Source organism: Micromonospora sp. SL4-19 (genome assembly GCF_047921475.1).
In the GTDB taxonomy this organism is placed as follows: domain Bacteria; phylum Actinomycetota; class Actinomycetes; order Mycobacteriales; family Micromonosporaceae; genus Micromonospora.
This window is the reverse complement of sequence record NZ_JBLROB010000001.1, coordinates 273,081-295,470: the sequence shown is the minus strand read 5'-3', so window position 1 is coordinate 295,470 and position 22,390 is coordinate 273,081. Positions and strand designations below refer to the sequence as shown.

Below are 22,390 nucleotides of genomic sequence, written 5' to 3'. Positions count from 1 at the left end.
GTCGGTGATCCTGGATCAGGCCGTGCCCCAGCTGTAGGTCTGCTTGCGCAGCTTGAGGTAGACGAAGGCCTCGGTGGACTGCACGCCCGGGACCGTGCGCAGCTTCTGGAGGATCTCCAGCAGGTGTGCGTCGTTGCGGCAGACCACCTCGGCCAGCAGGTCGAACGAGCCGGCCGTGATCACCACGTAGTCGATCTCCTCGAACTCGGCGAGCCGGTCGGCCACCGTCTCCAGGTCCCCGTCGGTACGCAGGCCGATCATGGCCTGGCGGGGGAAGCCGAGCTGGAGCGGATCGGTCACCGCGACGATCTGCATGACCCCCGCGTCGAGCAGTCGCTGCACCCGCTGCCGCACCGCCGCCTCGGACAGGCCGACCGCCTTGCCGATGGTCGCGTACGGGCGTCGGCCGTCCTCCTGGAGCTGCTCGATGATCTGCTTGGCCACGTCATCGAGCAGTGCGTGACTGGCACCTTCACGCACGGTGACGCGGCGGGCGCCGTTGCCGTTCTCCAGTTGCCGGTTGGCCATCGTGCGCTCCCCTTGTCCGAAATCTTCGAGCTGAGCGTAGTGCCCGGCCGAAGTCTGGCGTATTTCGTGGTCCATAGCTATTCCCGCAACGGAATCCCTTGTAAGGGAGGTCACCTCATGTCAGGATCAGTCGTCCATCGCCATTGACCTCCCGCCGGCGCGCCATCCCCCGTCCCGCCGCCGGCGATGCCCCCCTAGGAGTCGTCACATGCGTAGTCGTCCCCTCCGGCCGCTCACCCGGCGTGGTCTGCTCACCGGCACCCTCGGCTCGGCCGCGCTGCTCGCCACGGTGGGCACCCTGGCCGGCTGCGGCACCAAGGGTGCCCAGCAGACCGAGGCCGGCTGCAAGAGCGACGACCTCTCCGCGACGGAGAAGAAGCTGGCGTTCTCGAACTGGCCGCAGTACATCGACGTCGACGAGAAGGACGAGTCGAAGCGGCCGACCGTGGACGGGTTCGTCGCCAAGACCGGCATCCAGGTCACCTACACCGAGGACATCAACGACAACAACGAGTTCTTCGGCAAGGTGCAGAACCAGCTCGCCGCCTGCCAGCCCACGGGACGCGACCTCATGGTCCTCACCGACTGGATGGCGGCCCGGATGATCCGGCTCGGCTGGATCCAGAGGCTGGACAAGGCCAAGCTGCCCAACGTCGAGGCCAACCTGCTGCCCACGCTGCGCAACGTCACCTTCGACGCGGAACGCCAGCTCTCCGTCCCGTGGCAGTCCGGCCTGTCCGCACTCGCGTACAACGCCAAGGTGACCAAGGAGATCCGCACGGTCGACGAGCTGCTCACCCGCCCGGACCTCAAGGGCAAGGTGACCGCGCTGTCCGAGATGCGGGACACCATGGGCCTGCTGCTCCAGTCCAACGGCCACGACCCGTCGAACTTCACCGCCGCGCAGTTCGACGATGCGCTGGCCAAGCTGAAGCGGGCCGTCGACTCCGGGCAGATCCGCAAGTTCACCGGCAACGACTACTCCCAGGACCTCAACAAGGGCGACATCGCCGCCTGTATCTGCTGGTCCGGCGACGTGATCCAGCTCGGCTTCGAGAACGAGAACATCAAGTTCGTGGCGCCGGAGTCCGGCGTGATGCTCTGGTCGGACAACATGCTGGTGCCGAACAAGTCCACTCACAAGGCGAACGCCGAAGAGCTGATGAACTACTACTACGAGCCGGCTGTGGCCGCGAAGCTCGCCGCGTACGTCAACTACATCTGCCCGGTCAAGGGCGCGCAGGCCGAGATGGAGAAGATCGACCCGGACCTGGCCAAGAATCCGCTGATCTTCCCCGACGAGGCGATGCTGTCGAAGGCCAAGCCGTTCATGGCCCTGGACGAGAAGCAGGAAAAGGACTACGAGACCAAGTTCCAGAAGGTCATCGGGGCGTGAGAACTATGGGACACGAGACACCAGCCGGCGACCTGCGCCTGGCAAACCTGACCAAGCGGTTCGGCGTCTTCACCGCGGTGGACGACCTCAGCCTGACCATCCCGCAGGGCTCGTTCTTCGCCCTGCTCGGCGCGTCCGGCTGCGGCAAGACCACCACCCTGCGGATGATCGCCGGGCTTGAGGAACCGACCAACGGGCAGGTGCTGCTCGGCGACCGGGACATTGCCGGGCTACGGCCGTACAAGCGGCCGGTGAACACCGTGTTCCAGAGCTACGCGCTCTTCCCGCACCTCGACATCCACGAGAACGTGGCCTTCGGGCTGCGTCGGCGCGGCATCCGCAACGTCACCGACCAGGTCGAGCGGATGCTCGCCCTGGTGCAGCTCGAAGGGTACGGCCGGCGCAAGCCCGCCCAGCTCTCGGGTGGTCAGCAGCAACGGGTCGCGCTGGCCCGCGCGCTGATCAACCACCCGCAGGTGCTGCTGCTGGACGAGCCGCTCGGCGCGCTCGACCTGAAGCTGCGCCGGCAGATGCAGATCGAGCTGAAGCGGATCCAGACCGAGGTCGGCATCACCTTCGTGCACGTCACCCACGACCAGGAGGAGGCCATGACCATGGCCGACACCGTCGCGGTGATGAACGCCGGCCGGATCGAGCAGCTCGGCCGGCCCGCCGACATCTACGAATACCCGGCCACCGCGTTCGTGGCGAACTTCCTCGGCCAGTCCAACCTGCTCGCCGGCGAGGCCGCCGGTCGCAGCGGGGACGACGTGCCGGTCACGGCGCACGGCCTACGCTTCTCGGTGCCCGCCGGGCGGTCCCGTCTCGACCGGGGGCCGGTCTTCCTCGGGGTACGCCCCGAGAAGCTGCATCTGGTCGAGCGCCCCGACCAGGTGCCCGCCGGCCACCAGCACGTCGGCGGCGTGGTGACCGACGCCTCCTACGTCGGCGTGAGCACCCAGTATCTGGTGCGGACCGCGTGGGGCAGCGAACTGTCCGCGTTCTCGGCCAACAGCGGCCTCGGCGGCCAGGTGCCGGTCGGCGCCGCGGTGGTGGCCCACTGGGACCCACGGCACGCGTTCCTGCTGCCCCGCGAATCCGGCGACGACGACCAGACCGCCCCCCTTCTGAACGAGCCGCCGGTGGGTGTGGCGTCGTGACCGCCCTGGCCCACGTACCGACCTCGTCGGGGCAGCCGGCGGCGCCGCCGGCGCCCCGTCCGGGGCGCGCCAGGCTGCTGCCGTACCTGCTGCTGCTGCCGGGTGCCGCCTGGCTGCTCGTCTTCTTCGCCCTGCCGCTGCTGCAGCTCGCCGCGGCCAGCCTGTACGACCCGAGCGGATCGCTCTCCACCGGGTACGCGATGACCTGGGCCATCAGCAACTACCCGGAGGCGTTGCAGGCGTACTGGCCGCAGTTCCTCCGGTCGTTCGGCTACTCGGCGATCGCGTTGGTGCTGGCCCTGCTGATGGGCTACCCGCTGGCGTACGCGATCGCGCAGAAGGCCGGCCGCTGGAAGAACCTGCTGCTGGTCGCCGTGGTCGCGCCGATGTTCACCAGCTTCCTGGTCCGCACGCTGGCCTGGAAGACCATCCTGTCGGACAACGGCTGGGTGGTCGGGCTGCTGCGCGACGTGCACCTGCTCGGGCCGGACGGGCGGCTGCTGGCCACCCCGGTCGCGGTGGTGCTCGGCCTGACGTACAACTTCCTGCCGTTCCTGGTGCTGCCGCTGTACGCGAGCCTGGAGCGGCTGGACCCCCGGCTGCTGGAGGCGGCGAGCGACCTGTACGCGAGCCCGCTGCGGGCGTTCCAGAGGGTCACCCTGCCGCTGTCCATGCCCGGGCTGATCGCCGGCACGCTGCTCTTCTTCATCCCGGCGACGGGTGACTACATCAACGCCGAACTGCTCGGAACCCCGAACCAGTACATGATCGGCAACGCCATCGACTCGGCGTTCCTGGTCCGGCTGGACTACCCGCAGGGCGCGGCCCTGTCGTTCCTGCTGATGGCGGCGATCCTCGCGATCGTCTTCGTCTACCTGCGCAAGGCCGGCACGGAGGAGGTCCTGTGAGCGGGAGGAGTGCAGCGAAGCGGAGCCCCGCAGTCGCGAACGGAGGGCGGGCACTGTGAGCGGGAGGAGTGCAGCGAAGCGGAGCCCCGCAGTCGCGAACGGAGGGCGGGCACTGTGAGGATCTCGCGTTGGCTGGCCGACCGGTGGGTGATGGGTGTCGCCCTGCTGGTCCTCGGCTACCTGTCGCTGCCGATCCTGGTGGTCGCCGGTCTCTCCTTCAACCGGCCGGCCAGCCGGCTGTCCTACGACTTCAACGAGTTCACCCTGGACAACTGGACGCAGCCCTGCGCCACGTCCGACATGTGCGACGCGGTGATCCGCAGCATGGAGATCGGACTGATCGCCACGGTGGTCTCCACCGTCCTCGGCACGCTGATGGCGTTCGCCCTGGTCCGGCACGGTTTCAAGGGCCGGGCCGGGATCAACGGGCTGATCTTCCTGCCGATGGCCACCCCGGAGCTGGTGATGGGCACCTCGCTGCTCGCCCTCTTCGTCGCCGCCGGGGTGCCGCAGGGCTTCTGGACCATCGTCATCGCGCACGTGATGTTCTGCGTGTCGTTCGTGGTGGTCACCGTGAAGGCCCGGCTCGCCGGCATGGACCGGCGGCTGGAGGAGGCCGCCATGGACCTGTACGCCAGCGAGTGGCAGACCTTCCGGCGGATCACCCTGCCCCTGGTGCTGCCCGGCATCGTGGCCGCCGCGCTGCTCGCGTTCTCGCTCAGCTTCGACGACTTCATCATCACGAACTTCAACGCCGGCACCACCGTCACCTTCCCGATGTACGTCTGGGGTGCCGCCCAGCGTGGTATCCCGCCGCAGGTCAACGTCATCGGTACGGCGATGTTCGCGATCGCGCTGCTGCTGGTCGGGGTCACCTCGCTGCGGGGCCGGCGGGCCCGTCGCGCCGCTCTCGCGGCCTCCGTCGCGCCCCGGCCGACTGCCAAGAGCGGATCATGAAACTTCCGCATACCGGCCGGGCGCTGGCCGACGCCGCGCCCGGCCCGTACTGGCTCGACCGACCGGAACGCCCCGACCCGCTGCCGCCCCTGACCGGTACGCACGACGCCGACCTGCTGGTGGTCGGCGGCGGGTATTCGGGACTCTGGACCGCGTTGCAGGCCAAGGAGGCCGACCCGGACCGGGACGTGCTCCTGGTCGAGGCGGGCACCTGCGGCTGGGCGGCGTCCGGGCGCAACGGTGGGTTCTGCGCCGCCTCGCTCACCCACGGCCTGGCCAACGGCGTCGACCGGTTCCCCGGCGAGATCGACGAGCTGGAACGGCTCGGCCGGGAGAACCTGGACGCCATCGCCGCCACGGTCGCCCGGCACGGCATCGACTGCGACTTCGAGCGGACCGGCGAGCTGGCGGTGGCCGTCGAGCCGTACCAGCTCGCCGGGCTCGCCGAGGACACCGAGCTGGCCCGCCGGTACGGCCACGACGTCCGCCTGCTCGACCGGGACGAGGTACGCGCCGAGGTGGACTCGCCCACCTACCTCGGGGGCATGTGGGACCGGGACCGGGTGGCCATGCTCGACCCGGCGCGGCTGGCCTGGGGGCTGCGCCGCGCCTGCCTCGACCTGGGCGTGCGGCTGCACGAGCACACCCGGGTCACCGGGCTGCGCCGGGACGGCGACGCGCTGCGTGCGGCGACGGCCGGCGGCCCGGACGGGGCGCCCGGCACGGTCCGGGCCCGGCGGGTGGTGCTCGCCACCAACGCGTTCCCGCCGCTGCTGCGCCGGCTGCGCGCCTGGCTGGTGCCCGTCTACGACTACGCGCTGATGACCGAGCCGCTGTCGGAGGAGCAGCGCAAGGCGGTCGGCTGGGCGAACCGGCAGGGGCTGGCCGACGTCGGCAACCAGTTCCACTACTACCGGATCACCAACGACGACCGGATCCTCTTCGGCGGCTACGACGCCGTCTATCACTACGGCAACCGGATGGCCCCCGAGCTGGAGCAGCGCCCGGCCACCTTCACCGCCCTCGCCGAGCACTTCTTCACCACCTTCCCGCAGCTCGCCGACGTGCGGTTCAGCCACCGCTGGGGCGGCGTCATCGACACCTGCACCCGGTTCTGCCCGTTCTTCGGCACGGCGTACGAGGGGCGGCTGGCGTACGCCGCCGGATTCACCGGGCTCGGCGTCGGGGCGACCCGGTTCGCCGCCCGGGTGATGCTGGACCTGCTGGGCGGCGAGCAGACCCCGCTGACCCGGCTCGACCTGGTCCGCAGCAAGCCGCTGCCGTTCCCGCCGGAGCCGTTCCGGGCCACCGGCATCAACCTCACCCGCTGGTCGCTCGCCCGCGCCGACGCGCGCGAGGGGCGGCGCAACCTGTGGCTCCGTACTCTCGATCGTCTTGGACTGGGGTTCGATTCCTGATGCGCATCCTGCTCGTCGGCGCCGGCGGGGTCGGCTCCGCCGCCGTCGCCATCGCCGCCCGCCGCTCCTTCTTCGAGACCATGGTCGTCGCCGACCACGACCTCGGCCGCGCCGAGCGGGCGGTGGCCGGCCGCGGCGACCGCTTCGTCGCCGCCCACCTCGACGCCTCCTCGGCGGAGGCGGTCACCGCGCTCTGCCGGCAGCACCGGATCACCCACGTGCTCAACGCCGTCGACCCGCGCTTCGTCATGCCGATCTTCGACGGCGCGTTCGCCGCCGGGGCCGACTACCTGGACATGGCGATGTCCCTGTCCCGCCCGCACCCGTCGGCGCCCTACGCGGAAACCGGCGTGAAGCTCGGCGACGAGCAGTTCGCGGCGGCCGACCGGTGGGCGGCGGCCGGCCGGCTGGCGCTCTGCGGTATTGGCGTCGAACCGGGCCTGTCCGACGTCTTCGCCCGCTACGCCGCCGACGAGCTCTTCGCCGAGATCGACGAGATCGGGGTACGCGACGGTGCGAACCTGACCGTCGACGGCTACGACTTCGCCCCGTCCTTCTCCATCTGGACCACCATCGAGGAGTGCCTGAACCCGCCGGTGATCTGGGAGGACGGCCGGGGCTGGTTCACCACCCCGCCGTTCTCCGAACCGGAGGTCTTCGACTTCCCGGAGGGGATCGGTCCGGTCGAGTGCGTCAACGTGGAGCACGAGGAGGTGCTGCTCATCCCGCGCTGGGTGAAGGCCAGGCGGGTCACCTTCAAGTACGGCCTCGGCGACGAGTTCATCGAGGTGCTGAAGACCCTGCACAAGCTGGGCCTGGACTCCACCTCTCCGGTCAGCGTGCGCGGCGTCGAGGTGTCCCCGCGCGACGTGGTGGCCGCCTGCCTGCCCGACCCGGCCACCCTCGGCGACAGGATGCGCGGCAAGACCTGCGCCGGCACGTACGTGACCGGCACCGGTGTCGACGGTCGGCCGCGGCGGGTCTACCTCTACCACGTGGTCGACAACGAGTGGTCGATGACGGAGTACGGCCACCAGGCGGTGGTCTGGCAGACCGCGGTCAACCCGGTCGTCGCCCTGGAACTGCTGGCCAGCGGCGCCTGGTCCGGCACCGGCGTGCTCGGCCCGGAGGCCCTGCCCCCGGTGCCCTTCCTGGACCTGCTGACCGGCTACGGCTCGCCGTGGGGGATGGAGGAGCGTTGACCCGCTACGGCCCGATGTTCGGCCCCGACGTCACCTTCCTCGGGGTTCCGCCGTGCACCCTCGAGGAGCCGGTCACCTACGCGGACGCGGACGTGGTGATCGTCGGGGCGCCGTTCGACGGCGGCACCTCGCACCGGCCGGGCACCCGGTTCGGCCCGTCCGCCATCCGCCAGGCCTGCTACCTGCCGCACGACGGCTCCCGTCCATCGCTGGCCCTGCGCGTCGACGGCCTGCGGGACCTGCGGGTGTACGACGCGGGCGACGTGGAGATGTTCTCCGGCGACATCGAGCGATCGCTGTCCTCGTTGGAGACCGCCGTGCACGCGGTGGCCGCCGCCGGGGCGATCCCGATCGTGCTCGGCGGGGACCACTCCATCGCCCTGCCCGACGCCACCGGGGTGGCCCGGCAGCACGGGTTCGGCCGGGTGTCGCTGGTGCACTTCGACGCGCACGCCGACACCGGGGACATCGAGTTCGGCTCGCTGCACGGGCACGGCCAGCCGATGCGCCGGCTCATCGAGTCCGGCGCGGTACGCGGCGACCGCTTCCTCCAGATCGGCCTGCGCGGCTACTGGCCCGGCCCGGAGACGCTGTCCTGGATGGCCGACCAGCGGATGCGGTCGTACGAGATGACCGAGCTGGTTTCGCGCGGCCTGGACGAGTGCCTGACCGAGGCGTTCGGGATCGCCACCGACGAGTGTGAGGGGGTCTTCCTCTCCGTCGACGTGGACGTGGTCGACCCGGGCATGGCCCCCGGCACCGGCACCCCGGAGCCGGGCGGGCTGACCTCCCGGCAGCTCCTCGACGCCGTCCGCCGCTGCTGCTACGAGCTGCCGATCGTCGGGGTGGACGTGGTCGAGGTCGCGCCGCCGTACGACCACGCCGACATCACCGCGTACCTGGGCAACCGGGTGGTCCTGGAGGCCCTCTCCGCGATCGCCCGCCGCCGCCGCGACGCCACCGGCGGCCCACCCTGGAACCCGCGCCAGCCCCTCCTCGACCGGTAGCGGCTGACGGGCGACCGGTCCGGGTGGGGCGCACCTCCGCCACCCGGACCGGTCGTCGGGGCGCTCAGCCCGGCCCGTCGACCGGCGGATCCGCTCGCCGCGTTCCGCCCGCCGATCGAGCGACCCGTACCGGGCCGCCGGATTTCATCAGACCGCACAAAAGGTCTGTAAGCGGATGAAATTCGGATATCTCCCCGGTTGGGTCGCCGCAGCGCCGAGCAGTGCCGGACGGCCGGGGTGGCGTGGGCGGAACACCACGGGTGAGTCCTGGGGGGATCGATTCCCGTGGTGTTCCACGATCAGCGGGCTGACCACGGTCAGCCGAACGCGGCCTCCAGGATGTCCAGGCCGCGAGCCAGCTCGTCGTCGGAAATGACGAGCTGGGGCAGGAAGCGCAGCACGTTGCCGTACGTGCCGCAGGTGAGGGTGAGCAGGCCGGCGGCGTGGCAGGCCGCCGAGATCGCCGCGGCGGCGGCCGGGTCCGGGGTCAGGGTGCCGGGCTGCACGATCTCCACGGCGAGCATCGCGCCCCGGCCGCGTACCTCGGCGATCCGTGGGTCGCGGGCGGCGATCGCACGCAGCCGGTCGCCCATCACCGAGCCGATCCGCCGGGCGGCGGCGGCCAGGTCCAGCTCGTGCATGGTCTCGATGGCCGCCAGGGCGGCCGCGCAGGCGATCGGGTTGCCACCGTAGGTGCCGCCGAGGCCGCCCACGTGCACCGCGTCCATCAGCTCCGCCCGGCCGGTCACCGCGGCCAGCGGGAGCCCGCCGGCGATGCCCTTGGCCAGGGTGATCAGGTCCGGCTCGACGCCCTCGTGCTGGCAGGCGAACCAGTCCCCGGTCCGGCAGAACCCGGTCTGGATCTCGTCGGCGACGAAGACCACCCCGGCCGCCGTCGCCCACTCGCGCAGCGCCGGCAGGAACCCCGTCGCGGGTACGACGAAACCGCCCTCGCCCTGGATCGGCTCGATCAGCAACGCGGCCACGTTCTCCGCGCCGACCTGCTTCTCCACCATCTCGATCGCCCGGGCGGCGGCGGTCGCGCCGTCGAGCCCGCCGTCGCGCAGCGGGTACGACATCGGCACCCGGTAGACCTCACCGGCGAACGGCCCGAACCGGTGCTTGTACGGCATGTTCTTCGCGGTCAGCGCCATCGTCAGGTTGGTCCGGCCGTGGTACGCGTGGTCGAAGACCACCACCGCCGGCCGCCCGGTGGCGTGCCGGGCGATCTTGACGGCGTTCTCCACCGCCTCGGCGCCCGAGTTGAACAGCGCCGAGCGCTTCTCGAAGGTCCCCGGCGTCAGCGCGTTGAGCTGCTCGCAGACTGCCACGTACGACTCGTACGGCGCGACCATGAAGCAGGTGTGGGTGAAGCGTTCGACCTGTGCCCTGACCGCCTCGACCACCTTCGGTGCGGAGTTGCCCACGTTGGTGACCGCGATGCCGGCGGCGAAGTCGATCCACTCCCGCCCCTCGACGTCGGTGATGGTGCCGCCACCCGCGTAGTCCACGTAGGAAGTGATCGTGCTGCCCACGCCGCGGGCCACCGCCGCGCTCCGGCGCTTGTGCAGCTCGTCGGAAGAAGCCATGAGTATCAGCCCTCGATGTTGTGCATGACGTGCTTGATCCGGGTGTAGTCCTCCAGGCTGTAGACCGAGAGGTCCTTGCCGTGGCCGGAGTGCTTGAAGCCGCCGTGCGGCATCTCCGAGACGAACGGGATGTGGGTGTTCACCCAGACGCAGCCGAAGTCGAGCCGGCGGGTCATCCGCATCGCCCGGCCGTGGTCCTTCGTCCAGACCGAGGCGGACAGGCCGTAGTCCACGCCGTTGGCCCAGCGCACCGCCTCGTCCTCGTCCGAGAAGCGCTGCACGGTGATGACCGGCCCGAACACCTCCTGCTGAATGACCTCGTCGGCCTGCCGTACGCCCGAGACCACGGTCGGGGCGTAGAAGTAGCCGCGCTCGCCGACCTGAGAGCCGCCGGTCTCGACCTTCGCGTGGTCCGGCAGCCGGTCCACGAAGCCGCGCACCCGGGCGAGCTGGTTGGCGTTGTTCAACGGGCCGTAGAGCACGTCCTCGTCGTCCGGGGCGCCGGTCTTCGTGTTGCGCGCCTGGTCGGCGAGGGCGGCGACGAAGTCGTCATAGATGCCCGGGCCGGCGAGCACCCGGGTGGCGGCGGTGCAGTCCTGGCCGGCGTTGAAGTAGCCACCCACCGCGATCGCCTCGGCCGCCGCGGCGATGTCCGCGTCGTCGAAGATCATCACCGGGGCCTTGCCGCCCAGCTCCAGGTGGGTCCGCTTCAGGTCCGGGGCCGCCGCCGCGGCGACCTCCATGCCGGCCCGGGTCGAGCCGGTGATCGACACCAGCTGCGGGGTGGGGTGGGAGACGAGGGCACGACCGGTGTCCCGGTTGCCGCAGACCACGTTGAACACGCCCGGCGGGAAGAACTCGGACGCGATCTCGGCCAGCAGCAGCGTCGACACCGGCGTGGTGTCCGACGGCTTCAGCACCACCGTGTTGCCGGCCGCGAGGGCCGGGGCGATCTTCCAGACCGCCATCATCAGCGGGTAGTTCCACGGGGTGACCTGCGCGCAGACGCCGATCGGCTCGCGCCGCACGTACGAGGTGTGGCCCGCCATGTACTCGCCGGCCGAGCGGCCCTCGAGCAGGCGGGCGGCGCCGGCGAAGAAGCGGAACTGGTCCACGGCCGGCGGCAGCTCCTCGTCGGCGGTGAGCTGGCGGGGCTTGCCGGTGTTGCGTACCTCGGCGTCGACCAGGTCGGCCGCCCGGGCCTCCACCGCGTCGGCGAGCTTGAGCAGGGCCTTCTGCCGCTCACCCGGGGTGGCGTCCCGCCAGGTCTCGAACGCGGTGGCGGCGGCCTTCATCGCCGCGTCCACGTCCGCCGCCCCCGAGACCGGTGCCTGGGCGAAGACCTCGCCGGTGCACGGGTCGATCAGGTCGGCGTAGCCGCCGTCCACCGGGTCGACGTACTCGCCGTTGACGAAGTTCCGCAGCTGCTGCTGATCGCTCATCAGAAAGTCTCCGAGGGGTGGCCGGGGGAAGGTCGGGCGGAGGTTATCGCAATCTGACTGCCATCTTGGCTACTGAATCCGAACCAGACAAGGCCTTGAGCAACTGTTTCCGCGCGGGCTTGCGTCGTCTACGCTGCCGGACGTGGAGCCGAGAGCATTCTTTGTCGCCGGTCGACCCGTCCACGGCGAGGGCGAGCTGACCGTCACCCACCCCTACGACGGCCGGACGGTGGGGCGTACCACCCTCGCCACGCCCGACCAGGTCGAAGCCGCCGTCGCGGCCGCCGCCGGGGTGGCGCCTGCGGCCGCGGCCCTGCCCGCGCACGTGCGCGCGGCGGCCCTGGACCACGTCTCCCGGCGGCTCGCCGAACGCGCCGACGAGATCGCGGCGTTGATCACCGCCGAGAACGGCAAGCCGGTCAAGTGGGCGAAGGCCGAGGTGGGCCGGGCGGTCTCCACGTTCCGGTGGGCGGCCGAGGAGGCCCGGCGCTTCTCCGGCGAGCTGCAGCGGCTGGACACCGACCCGGCGGCCACCGGGCGGATCGCGCTGGTCCGCCGGGTGCCGAAGGGGCCGGTGCTGGGCATCGCGCCGTTCAACTTCCCACTGAACCTGGTCGCGCACAAGGTCGCCCCGGCCATCGCCGTCGGCGCGCCGATCGTCGTCAAGCCGGCCCCGTCCACCCCGCTGTCGGCGCTGCTGCTGGGCGAGATCCTCGCCGAGACCGAGCTGCCCGAGGGGATGTTCTCGGTGCTGCCGCTGCCCAACGAGCGCGCCGCCGAGCTGGTCGCCGACCCCCGGCTGCCGGTGGTGTCGTTCACCGGCTCCGGACCGGTCGGCGCGGCCATCCGCCGGGCCGCTCCGGACAAGCACGTCACCCTGGAACTCGGTGGTAACGCGGCGGCGGTGATCTGCGAGGACTGGTCGTCGGACGAGGACCTGACCTTCGCGGCGCACCGAATCGCCACCTTCTCCAACTACCAGGCCGGGCAGTCGTGCATCGCGGTGCAGCGGGTGTACGTGCACGAGTGGCTCTACGACGGCTTCCTGCCCCGGCTCGTCGCCGCGGTGCAGGCGCTGCGGACCGGGGATCCTGCCTCGGAGCTGACCGACGTCGGGCCGCTGGTCTCCGTCGAAGCCGCCGAGCGGGTCGAGGCGTGGGTCGACGAGGCGGTCGACGCCGGGGCCACAATCGAGGTCGGCGGACGCCGGGAGGGCGCCACCTACCCGCCGACCGTGCTCTCCGGAGTGCCGTCGTCCGCGAAGGTCTGCCGGGAGGAGGTCTTCGGGCCGGTACTGGTGGTCACCCCGATCGAGAACGACCAGGCCGCGTTCGCCGCGGTCAACGACTCGGCGTACGGGTTGCAGGCGGGCGTCTTCACGCACAACCTGCAGACCGCGTTCCTCGCGTCCCGGACGCTGGAGGTCGGTGGCGTCATCGTGGGAGACGTGCCGTCGTACCGGGCCGATCAGATGCCGTACGGCGGGGTGAAGGGGTCCGGCGTCGGGCGGGAAGGGCTGCGCAGCGCGATGGATGACTACACCGAGCCGCGCGTCATGGTGCTGACCGGGCTGGCGCTGTAACTTGCCGACGCGCCTGGCACGCTGGGCCGGTGGACGAATCAGCGTGGGGCGAGGTGTCGGCGGCGGTGGCCACCGCGCCGTACCCGGTTCAGGTGTTGCCGGCCGAACCGGCGCGGGCATCCGCCTGCCTGGCCGCCCTGGAGATCACCACCCGGTCCTGGCTGGGCGCGGTGGTCGCCAACACCGGGGGACTGCTGGTCGACCACGGCTGGCTGCGCGTGCTCGGCAGCGGACACGGCGGCCTGCCGGACGTGTACACCGAATCCGACCCGGGCACCGGCCTCGTCGTCGTCGGCTACGACGTGCTGGGTGGGCAGTTCGCCTGGGCCCAGGCGCGGGCCGGTGCCAGGCCGACCGTCCACTACTTCGGGCCGGACGACCTGGGCTGGCTCGACCTGGAGCAGGGCTACGCCGACTGGCTGTACGCGGTCCTCGCCGGATCGTTGACCCGCTTCTACGAGAACCTGCGCTGGCCCGGTTGGGAGGCGGAGGTCGCGGACCTCGCCCTCGGCCAGGCGCTCAGCGTCTGGCCGCCCCCGTTCACCAAGGAGGGCAAGGACCTCTCCGCGGTGTCCCGGAAGGCGGTGTCGCTCGCCGAGGTGGTGTCGTTCTACCACGACGCCGCGCGGCAGCTCGGCTCCTGACCGCGCCTGTTTCCGCCCAGCGGCTCACCAGGTGCCGTCGTCGCGGACCCGGGCGGGGGCGCGGCCGAGCAGCAGCGTGGTCAGAGCGGCGTCGATGTCCGGGCCGAGGAACCACTCGCCGGCCTGGTCGAGTGCGAAGATCCGCCCGTGCTCGTCCACGGCGATGATGCTGTCGCCGCGCTCCGTCCCGAGTGGAAAGAGCCGTACGCCGAGCACGGCACCGAAGTCAGCGAGCGTGTCGGCGCTGTGAGCCACGCGGCGCGGATGTAGATCGAACCGCGATATCCAAACGTCCTCGCCTGGCCCTTTGCGCCCCGTCGCGAGACCTGGAAACGCGGTGAGGGCCGACATCACCGCTGGGAATACCGAGTGTGACTGCGTCCTGCCGGCTACGGCGGTCACGTCGCGAATGGAGGCGGCGGCCAGCACCTCGTCCCCGAAGTGGGGATGCCAGCCGGCAAGCACCAATGCATCGGCAACCTCGCGGGGAAACCGTCCTGGGTCCGGGTCGGTCTGTGGTTCTGAAAGCCGAGGGTGGGTGTAGCCGAGGTCGGGCCACGAAAGCATGTTGAAGTGCACCAGGAAGTTGATGCAGGAATCGCAGGGCAACTCCGCCGGTCCGCCTGCGGGGTCGCCGGATTCCCGGATCCGGAAGAACTCGAGCTGGCCGCTGCCGAGGGCCTGCCTCGCCGCTTCGATCGTCAGTGGTGGAAGGCCGTCGGTTGCCCGCTGGTGGTCTCGCTCGTGCAGCACGTCGGAGACGACGACCAACTCGGCGTGCCGCTCACCGCCGCGGACGAGGTGGCCGGCGGGCAGGCCGGCCAGATAGGACTCGACCAGGGGATGGTGGTGCAGCTCGACGTCACCCTTCACCCCGTGGGCGACATGAACGCGGCCGGCCAGGGTGAGATGCGCCGCAGCTCCGGGCGTGGGCAGCCGGGTGATCTCGCGTAGCAACTGGCTGGCGGGATCGACAGTGCGCGGCGCACGCGGCTCCAGCGGCCGGCGCTGGCGGAACATCTGCGCGACGGCGGCGAGCGGCAGCCTCGGCCAGGTCGACACCTCCCCGGTGTCCTTGTCGACCACTGTGGCCGGTAGGTCGCCCGGAAGGGCGCGGGCCTCGGGCGGGAGCGTGGACGTGATCAGGTAGCCGAGGTCGAACTCCTCGATCAGCGGCGTGCACGGGTGCCCCAGGCGCTCGGAATCCCGGCGTGCCCAGACGGCGGCGAGTTGCTCGGCCTGCTGTCGCTCAATCACAGACCGAAATTACCGGACCCCACGGATTTCGTGGCGCCCGGTATGGTCGTCCCTACCGACGGTGATGGGAGGGGTGACGGTGGCCGAAAGCGCGGATCGGGACGCCAACCATGCGCTGCGTGCGCGCTTCGACGAGGTGTATGGCCAGTACCAGCGGCTCCGTTCCGGATTGGACGAACTCCAGGGCAAGCTCGCCGAGCTGCGGGTGACCGAGCGATCCGATGACGGCCAGGTGACCGCCGTGGCCGGGGCCCGGGGCGAGCTGATCAGCGTCGAGGTCGCACCCTCGGTCTTCCACGATCGGGACGCCAAGGCGCTGAGCAGGAAAATCACCACGACCGTGCTGCGGGCATCCGCCGCCGCGGTCGCCGCGACCCAGGAACTGGTCGCCGGCTATCTGCCGCCCGGCTCGCCGTCGGTGGAGTTCCTGCGTACGAATGACTTCGGCGCACTGCTCGGCCGGGCGGACGCCGTTCTCTCGCGCGGCGAGTGACCACAGTGGCCGATGGGTGGATCTGGCTGGACCCGGACCGGGCGCGCCGTGGCGGCGCCGACCTGACCCTGGCGGGAGAGGCGGTCAGCGCCTCCCGGCGGGAGGCCGGCGGTGCGATCGCGGGGGCGAGCGCACAGCGACCGTGGGGCCGGGACGACATCGGTGCCGCCTTCGACAAGCAGTACCGCGGCTACGAGGAGACCCTGCTGCGTGCCTGGGAGCTCCTGGGCCGATCCATCGAAGGGTTGGGCTCCGACGTGGTCCGGTCCGTTGCCGCCACCGTCGAGACCGACGAGATCAACGGTCGCCAGCTCGGCGAGATCCCGCACCAGCACCACACTTCGCACCGGCACTGGCGCTGACCACCGGAGGATCGCGCGTGAGCCTGCTGCCAAGCCCGATCCCGCATCCGCTCGATTACTGCCCCTGGGACGTGCCCGGCTGGATCTACGAGGCGCTGGACTGGGTCGTCGGTGTGGAGTGGCCCGACGGGAGCGAGCGTGCCGTCTGGGACCTTGCCGACCAGTGGTACGCCGTCGCCGACGTCCTCGCCGGCCCGGGTACTGACGCGACCGCCGCAGCCGGGGAGGTGCGCAGCGGCTACGGCGGCGTCGGGCTGGTGGCCGAGGCGTTCGACGCCGCCTGGCACAGGGTGGCCGAGGGCAAGGACGCCCCGCTGTCCGTCCTGCTCGCCGTCACCGGCGAGCTGGGAAAGCTGGTCGAGTCCTGCGGCTGCGATATCGAGGGCGCCAAGCTGGAGGCCTGGATCGAGCTGGGCATCCTGGTCGTCGAGCTGCTCTCGTTGGCGGTGGCGACCGTGCTCACCGCAGGCGCCGCCTCACCGGCCGCCGGGGCCGCCATCGCCGCCAGCCGGATGGCTGTGCAGCAGATCTTCAAGCGACTCGTGGCGCAGCTGGCGCGCAAGGCCCTCAAGGAGGGGCTGAAGGAGGCCGGCGAGCGGGCGGCAAAGGAGGTCGTCAAGAGCGGCGTGCGGGGGCTCACCCGGCGCGCCGCACTCGGCGGTCTGGTCGAGGCCGGGCAGGAGGCAGGCACCAGCCTGGCGACGCAGGCGTACCAGAACTCCACGGGGCGCCGGGACGGGCTGGACCTGGCTGATATCGGCATGTCGGGGGTCGGTGGCTTCGCGGGTGGCGCGGTGGCGCCGCTCGCCGGGCTCGGGCGGCACGCCGACGGGCGCCTCACGCAGATCGGGGAGCACCTCGGGCGGGAGATGGTCGGCGAGACCCTGGCCGAGACTGCCGCAGGGCTGGCCACCGGGCAGAACGTCTCACTGGAGGATCTGGCCCGGGCGGCGGTTTCCGGAGCCACCGGTTCCGCCACCGGTCAGGCCGACGCCGCCCTGCACCACCGGATCGACGGAAAGCTGGCCGGCCTGCCGTCGGTGCCGGTGGATCTGGCCCTTCCGCTGCCCGGGACCGCCGACACGGGTGGCCTCGTCCCGGCCCAGCGGGCGCCCGAGCCGCTCGGCCCGGCGGCAATCCCGCCGCTCGGGGCTGCCGCGTCCGTGACTGACGCCGGCAGCATCCTGCACTCCGGCCTCACAGACCCTCGCGTCGCCGCAATGGCTGAATCCCGACGGCTGGACGACGTAGCTTCGACGCCAGGCCACCTCTCCCCGTCTGCCGACCTGGAACGGTCGGTGGATGCCGCCGCGCCACTGGTGCATCCGGTGACCGATCTCGGCGGTTACCGGCCGCACCACGAGGTGGCGACCAGTCCCACGCTCTCTTCGATCGCCGTCGAGTCACCGGTCGCGGCCACTCACCTGGTCTCTGCCGACCCGAAGCTCGGTCCGGTCGCCGGGGCCGACACAGGCACGCCGAGCCAGGTTGCTCCGGTGCAGGCGGGCGTCGCACCGACGGTGGCGGGCGGGTCGAACGCCCCTTCGCCAGGTCCGGCCGACCGCCTCTCGGCCGGCGCCCTGGCCCCGCAGCCCAGGCCACCGATCACCTCACCGTCCAACCGGCCGGCCCCAGATCCGACGATCGGGCCGGCGGTCACCGGCCCGGACAACCCGCCTGCGCCGAACCCACGTTTCCCGCTGCTCGAGGCATTGGCCCCGGCGCCGCGCCGGCCCGCCGACGGACCGTCGCCGGCCCTACCGGGTCCCTTCGATCCGCTACCACCCCGCCGGAACGCACCCGCCCCCGAGGAGTTGGCAGCCCGTCGCGCCGCCGATCGGGAAGCGCTCGACCGACGCCGCTACCAGGGCTACCTGCAAGCCCAGCGGGAGTGGTACGAGGACAGGCGGCGCACTGAGGAAGCCAGCTGGCTCCACACGCGTGCCGACATCCACGAACAGCGGGCAAACGAGTGGGATGCGCAAGCCGACAACGCCAAGCGCGCTGGCCGTGACCTGTTGGCTCAGCGATGGCACTACGAGGCGTACGAGGCTGCCGTCGAGGCCCACGAGTTGCGCGAACAGGCCCGTGAGATCCGAGCTGGTTCGCTGGTGCCGGCTGAGGTGACGATCGAGGACGACGCCGACTTCTACCGGATCAATGACGACGTCGCCGAGCTCGCGCCCGGCGCCGTGGAGTCGCCGGACCGCTCCGCCCTCACCGGCGATGGTCACCCGCCGCCGATCGACCGCTCTCGGCGGTACGGCCTGCGGGGTGGGCTGCGTCCGCCGCTCGCGCTGCATCAGACCGACCTGGAGCGGCAGATGCCCCGCAACTCGGACGGCACCGTGATGCGTACCGCCGATCCCCGGTACGGCGGCTGGTTCCGGCTTGCCAACGACGGCGGCCCGGCGGCGGACGCCACCCGAGGAATCAACTGCCTCGACTGCACCCTGTCGCTCTATGAGACCTGGATGCACGGCCGGCCGCGGGTCTCCGCGCCGCGTACCTTCGACGGCTACCTTCAGGGGGACGTCCGCAGCCCCGTCGGCGGCGAGGAGGACGGGCCGCGCCGGGTCGAGGAGGTCACCGGAGGGCGGTTCCAGAAGCTGTGTGCCGACGCGGCTGCGAGCACCGACCGCGGAGTCCGGCAGATGGTCGAACGGGGCTACCAGGACCTGCATGGACATCTGCTGGCGGGTGGCCACGGCAGCTACGCCTTCCTCATCACCAGTTGGCAGGGCGGCGGATCGCACGCCTGGGTGGCGGTCAACCAGAGTGGGACTGTCCTCTACCTCGACCCGCAGTCAGGTTTCGTCTCGGACCGCCCGCTCTATCCCCACATCGACACGTGGCAGAAGAGCAACCCGGTCGGGATCGACGCCCTCGTGCTCGGACCGGACGGGCGACCGATGCCGCTCGCCGGCCGGCCGCCCGGTGACTTCAACGTCCTGCCCGATCCGCTGGCACGACCTGACCCACCACAGCCGCCCGGCCCGCCACGGCCGCGTGAGGGCGCGGACGACGCGCCGGACTTCAACCACGTCCACCTGCTCGGGGAGTCGACGACGTTCCACCGGGCCGACGCCGGCCCGCCGCCTGGAAGCACGCCGACTCCTGATTTGCACGCCGTGCGGCGTGCGCACCTCGACGCCCACGCCGAACGAATCTCGGCCGGCCGGTTCGTCCGGGACGCGATCGCCGCCAGCCGCAGTCTCGACGAGGTCTTCGCCGCCGGGGTGACCCCCGTCGAACTGGCGCAGCACATCGACCCCCCGACGCTGGCGCGGCTGGCACCAGCGCTGGACGAGGCGGCGGCCGGCGACATGACGCGGCTACTCGCGGACCCCCGGGTCCGGCAGATGCTCGACCAGACGTGGGAGGCGCCGCCGCGCGGCGAACCGCTGCTGGGCGAGAAGCTCGTACAGCAGCTGGCGCAGCGGCCTGATCTGGTCCGGATGATCCTGGCCACCCCGGAACTCGCCAGTTCGCTGACTGCGAGGCCGTTGACGCTGTACCACCTCGCCAGCCATCAAGAGGCGATCGACGTGCTCCGCGACGTCCTCGACGACATCGCCGAGCACGGGCCCGAGGCGGTGATTGAGGAAGGGGCGCCGACCCCACGCCCGACGTCGCTCACGAAGGAACAGCGCCAGATCAGTGCTGCGGTGGCGGCTCGACAACAGTCAAACCTGCAACCGGGCTTCGACAACGTCCGGCGCGATGACGAGAACTATCGGCTCGCCTATGTTGATCAGCTCTATGCCGACGCGGCAGTGGCGCAGCGGGAGCTCAACGGCATTGCGGTCGGTGTCGCGAAAAAGCACGGGCGGCCGGACTGGCGGATGGAGCCCAAGGGTCGAGACCGGGTGCTGGACAAGCTTGTGGAGTACCAGAACGATGCCTCCCGGCTGAAGGACTTGGCCGCTGCGAAGGTGCAGTTCGTCAAGATCGATGACCTATATCGAGCCTTGGGGCAGCTTGCTGCCGATCCGCAGGTGGTCATACTTCAGATCAAGGACCGGTTCCTCTCACCGCAGCTCAGCGGCTACCGAGACGTGCTACTGAATCTGAGCATGTCGAACGGGCATGTGGCCGAGCTTCGGCTGCACCTTGGTTCGCTTGACGGCGTGGCGGAATGGGAGCATGCCTTGTACGAGGTCCGCCGTGATCTCGAAGCGACGTCCGAGGCCGACGGCCGGCCGCTGACCAGTACTGAGCGAGCCATTCGGGATGGACTGTTACGACGTGTACAGGATATCTATTGGCATGCACTGACAGAAGCGCTCGGGGAGATGCCACCACGATGAGCCGAGTGACGGGCCTGGTGCTTCCCAGGTTTTTCAGCTACTACGAGTCGCCGGTGAAGCTGGTGGAAACCTCAGATGGCGGGGTTGCCGGGTGGCGGCTGTCCTGGGACACGGGCGGCTGGCAGCCAGCCAACAGTCTGATCGACAAGCTTCTCTTTGTTGGCGGGGATGAGATCGATGAAATCACGCGTGACGAGTTCGTCTGGAGGACCGAGCAGGACCGGGGCCGGAACCTACGAGGTGAGGGGCCGGTCTTCGCGCTCTACGAGACCGTGCAGGCGATCGAGGAGACCATCCGCCAGGAACGACGTTATCCGACGCCGCATGAGCAGGCGCTGATCAAGGGCATCCGGCGACGGACGTTCGTGATGTTCGAGGAGCAGCTGCAGCGGGCCGGAGACCCGGGCGCCGACCCGACCATCGCGGCCTCCTGACGGTGGCGGGTAAATGCGTTGCGGGCGGGGCTACGGGCGAGGGTCCGGGCATGGCTGACGCGCGTACCAGCACCGAGACCGACCAACCCGCACCTCAGTTCGCCTGGTCGAACATGTTCGTCAAGGCGGAGGACGATCCGCGCTCCGACGGCGGCTTCGACGACGAGCTGGTGGCCGCGACGCCGGACCGCGGCATTCCTGCCCGGATGGCCGACGGGGAGGAGATCAGCCCGCGAGCTGCTGGTGCACTTGACATCCTCCCGGCCCTGAAGAGGCCGGGATTCTCACGGTCGCCCGTGAGGTTTCCTGTTTCATCGCCGACTGCCTTTCCGGGAGGAGTTCCCTTGAGGCCTTACACCAGCTCCGCAGGCGTTTTACCTCTCCGCCAGCCCGGCGGCGAGGATGTTCTTGGCAGCGTTGATGTCCCGGTCGTGCTTAACCCCGCAACCCGGGCACGTTCAAGCGCGGTCGTTGAGGGCGAGGGTGGTGTTGATCCGCCCGCACGCCGAACAGGCCTTGGAAGACGGGTACCACCGGTCGACGGGAATCACCTCACGCCCGTACCACTGGGCTTTGTACTCCAGCATGTCACGGAACTGGGACCAGCCCGCGTCGGAGATGACACGGGCCAGGCGCGGGTTGCGCAGCATGTTCCGCACGCTGAGGTCCTCGATCACGACCGTTTGGTTCTCACGGACAAGTCGAGTGGTCAGCTTGTGCAGGTGGTCCCGACGCCGATCAGCGATCCGGGCATGAATCCGGGCCACCCTGAGCCGGGCCTTCGCCCGGTTCAGGGAGCCCTTCCGCGTGCGGGCCAGGTTCCGCTGCGCCTTGGCTAGCTTGCGCCGGTCAGCCTGCCCGAAACGCGGATTGGCCACCTTCCCCTGCTCGTCACTCACCCCTGGGAGCGGGTGGGACAGGGTAAGCAGGCTGGTGATACCGGCGTCCACCCCCACCTCCGCGGTGACCGACGGCAGCGGCTGCACGGTCGGGTCCTCGACCAGGATGGACACGAACCAGCGGCCGGCAGCATCCCTAGACACGGTGACCGTGGACGGCTCCGCCCCTTCCGGCAGAGGCCGCGACCACACGATGTCCAGCGGAGCACCCATCTTGGCCAGGATCAGCTGACCATCACGCCATCGGAATGCAGAGCGGGTGAACTCCGCCGACGCCCGCGACTTGCGCTTGGACTTGAAACGCGGGTACCGGGACCGCTTGTCCCAGAACGCCACGAACCCGGCCTGCAAATGCCGCAGCGTCTGCTGCAGCGGAACCGACGACACCTTGTTCAGGAACGCCAGATCCTCGGTGCGTTTCCACTCGGTCAACCACGCCGAGGACTGCACATACGTGGTGCGTTGACGCTCAACCGCCCACGCCCGGGTGCGGGCCTCCAGCGCCCGGTTGTACACCAGACGCACACACCCGAAGGTGCGGTTCAGCAGCTCGGCCTGCTCAGCAGACGGGTAGAAGCGGTATTTGTACGCCCGCGTCACCACCCCACCCACGCCTCACACCATAGCAACCGTCCATATAAGACAACCCATCGAGGGGCGGCGTTTCCTCCCGGCCATGAACGGCCGGGTCTCCGCGCCGCAGTACAGATGATCGAGGAGTACGCCCGACACAATGGCCACGCCGATCTGCTACGGGAGCGGATCGGCGGCCGGGTGGGCCAGTAACCGACGACAGGGGCGG

General features: G+C 70.6%; 17 protein-coding genes and 2 pseudogenes. 14 read left to right on the top strand and 5 right to left on the bottom strand.

Annotation, left to right across the window (positions count from 1 at the left end):
- Nucleotides 1-15 precede the first annotated feature (15 nt).
- Complete coding sequence (locus tag ACNAVT_RS01270; protein ID WP_416291973.1) at nucleotides 16-528, bottom strand: Lrp/AsnC family transcriptional regulator; 513 nt, start codon at nucleotides 526-528, stop codon at nucleotides 16-18.
- 208 nt (nucleotides 529-736) lie between these two features.
- On the opposite strand from ACNAVT_RS01270, the gene ACNAVT_RS01265 reads away from it, so the two are divergent.
- The 7 genes from ACNAVT_RS01265 (at nucleotide 737) to speB (ending at nucleotide 8,576) form a co-directional block, all read left to right on the top strand.
- Complete coding sequence (locus ACNAVT_RS01265) at nucleotides 737-1,924, top strand: ABC transporter substrate-binding protein (RefSeq protein ID WP_416291971.1); 1,188 nt, start codon at nucleotides 737-739, stop codon at nucleotides 1,922-1,924.
- A 5-nt stretch (nucleotides 1,925-1,929) separates the two neighbouring features.
- Complete coding sequence (locus ACNAVT_RS01260) at nucleotides 1,930-3,084, top strand: ABC transporter ATP-binding protein (RefSeq protein ID WP_416292814.1); 1,155 nt, start codon at nucleotides 1,930-1,932, stop codon at nucleotides 3,082-3,084.
- Nucleotides 3,081-3,992 carry an ABC transporter permease gene (locus ACNAVT_RS01255; RefSeq protein WP_416291968.1) on the top strand — a complete coding sequence of 304 codons (912 nt, stop codon included), beginning with the start codon at nucleotides 3,081-3,083 and terminating at the stop codon, nucleotides 3,990-3,992. The genes ACNAVT_RS01260 and ACNAVT_RS01255 overlap by 4 nt, the downstream gene beginning before the upstream one ends.
- 114 nt (nucleotides 3,993-4,106) lie before the next feature.
- Nucleotides 4,107-4,949 (top strand): ABC transporter permease, encoded by an 843-nt coding sequence (locus ACNAVT_RS01250; protein ID WP_416291966.1) that lies wholly within the window; start codon nucleotides 4,107-4,109, stop codon nucleotides 4,947-4,949.
- Entirely contained in the window at nucleotides 4,946-6,367 is a 1,422-nt protein-coding gene (locus tag ACNAVT_RS01245) for an NAD(P)/FAD-dependent oxidoreductase (RefSeq protein WP_416291964.1), read from the top strand. The genes ACNAVT_RS01250 and ACNAVT_RS01245 overlap by 4 nt, the downstream gene beginning before the upstream one ends.
- Nucleotides 6,367-7,569 (top strand): saccharopine dehydrogenase family protein, encoded by a 1,203-nt coding sequence (locus ACNAVT_RS01240; RefSeq protein WP_416291962.1) that lies wholly within the window; start codon nucleotides 6,367-6,369, stop codon nucleotides 7,567-7,569. Before ACNAVT_RS01245 ends, ACNAVT_RS01240 begins: the two co-directional genes overlap by 1 nt.
- The gene (speB, locus tag ACNAVT_RS01235) at nucleotides 7,566-8,576 is read left to right on the top strand and encodes an agmatinase (protein WP_416291960.1); all 1,011 of its coding nucleotides are present in this window, start codon (nucleotides 7,566-7,568) and stop codon (nucleotides 8,574-8,576) included. Before ACNAVT_RS01240 ends, speB begins: the two co-directional genes overlap by 4 nt.
- Nucleotides 8,577-8,893: 317 nt before the next feature.
- Here the strand turns inward: speB and gabT are convergent, their stop codons facing one another.
- Together gabT and ACNAVT_RS01225 are read right to left on the bottom strand one after the other, a co-directional pair.
- A complete protein-coding gene (gene gabT, locus ACNAVT_RS01230; RefSeq protein ID WP_416291958.1) occupies nucleotides 8,894-10,165 on the bottom strand; it encodes a 4-aminobutyrate--2-oxoglutarate transaminase in 1,272 nt (423 codons plus the stop codon).
- A 5-nt stretch (nucleotides 10,166-10,170) separates the two neighbouring features.
- Nucleotides 10,171-11,607: a gamma-aminobutyraldehyde dehydrogenase gene (locus tag ACNAVT_RS01225; protein ID WP_416291956.1), complete on the bottom strand. Its 1,437-nt coding sequence runs from the start codon at nucleotides 11,605-11,607 to the stop codon at nucleotides 10,171-10,173.
- A gap of 142 nt (nucleotides 11,608-11,749) precedes the next feature.
- On the opposite strand from ACNAVT_RS01225, the gene ACNAVT_RS01220 reads away from it, so the two are divergent.
- A complete protein-coding gene (locus tag ACNAVT_RS01220) occupies nucleotides 11,750-13,189 on the top strand; it encodes an aldehyde dehydrogenase family protein (protein WP_416291954.1) in 1,440 nt (479 codons plus the stop codon).
- Between the two features lie 29 nt (nucleotides 13,190-13,218).
- A complete protein-coding gene (locus ACNAVT_RS01215) occupies nucleotides 13,219-13,833 on the top strand; it encodes a DUF2625 family protein (protein ID WP_416291952.1) in 615 nt (204 codons plus the stop codon).
- Nucleotides 13,834-13,857: 24 nt separating this feature from the next.
- Here the strand turns inward: ACNAVT_RS01215 and ACNAVT_RS01210 are convergent, their stop codons facing one another.
- The gene (locus ACNAVT_RS01210; RefSeq protein ID WP_416291950.1) at nucleotides 13,858-15,090 is read right to left on the bottom strand and encodes an SUKH-3 domain-containing protein; all 1,233 of its coding nucleotides are present in this window, start codon (nucleotides 15,088-15,090) and stop codon (nucleotides 13,858-13,860) included.
- Nucleotides 15,091-15,169: 79 nt separating this feature from the next.
- On the opposite strand from ACNAVT_RS01210, the gene ACNAVT_RS01205 reads away from it, so the two are divergent.
- Genes ACNAVT_RS01205 through ACNAVT_RS01190 form a run of 4 tightly spaced genes read left to right on the top strand, consistent with a single transcriptional unit; the run spans nucleotide 15,170 to nucleotide 20,689 of the window.
- Complete coding sequence (locus ACNAVT_RS01205; protein WP_416291948.1) at nucleotides 15,170-15,583, top strand: YbaB/EbfC family nucleoid-associated protein; 414 nt, start codon at nucleotides 15,170-15,172, stop codon at nucleotides 15,581-15,583.
- A 5-nt stretch (nucleotides 15,584-15,588) separates the two neighbouring features.
- On the top strand, nucleotides 15,589-15,945 hold the full coding sequence (locus ACNAVT_RS01200; RefSeq protein WP_416291946.1) for a hypothetical protein: 357 nt from the start codon (nucleotides 15,589-15,591) through the stop codon (nucleotides 15,943-15,945).
- 17 nt (nucleotides 15,946-15,962) lie between these two features.
- Nucleotides 15,963-20,255 carry a toxin glutamine deamidase domain-containing protein gene (locus ACNAVT_RS01195; RefSeq protein WP_416291944.1) on the top strand — a complete coding sequence of 1,431 codons (4,293 nt, stop codon included), beginning with the start codon at nucleotides 15,963-15,965 and terminating at the stop codon, nucleotides 20,253-20,255.
- On the top strand, nucleotides 20,252-20,689 hold the full coding sequence (locus ACNAVT_RS01190) for a hypothetical protein (RefSeq protein ID WP_416291942.1): 438 nt from the start codon (nucleotides 20,252-20,254) through the stop codon (nucleotides 20,687-20,689). The genes ACNAVT_RS01195 and ACNAVT_RS01190 overlap by 4 nt, the downstream gene beginning before the upstream one ends.
- Nucleotides 20,690-21,063: 374 nt before the next feature.
- Here ACNAVT_RS01190 and ACNAVT_RS01185 read toward each other — a convergent pair.
- Nucleotides 21,064-22,188 (bottom strand): annotated as a pseudogene (locus ACNAVT_RS01185) (RNA-guided endonuclease InsQ/TnpB family protein).
- Nucleotides 22,189-22,281: 93 nt separating this feature from the next.
- Between ACNAVT_RS01185 and ACNAVT_RS01180 the strand changes: the two are divergent.
- Nucleotides 22,282-22,374 (top strand): annotated as a pseudogene (locus ACNAVT_RS01180) (DUF664 domain-containing protein); the annotation flags it as partial.
- Between the last annotated feature and the right edge of the window lie 16 nt (nucleotides 22,375-22,390).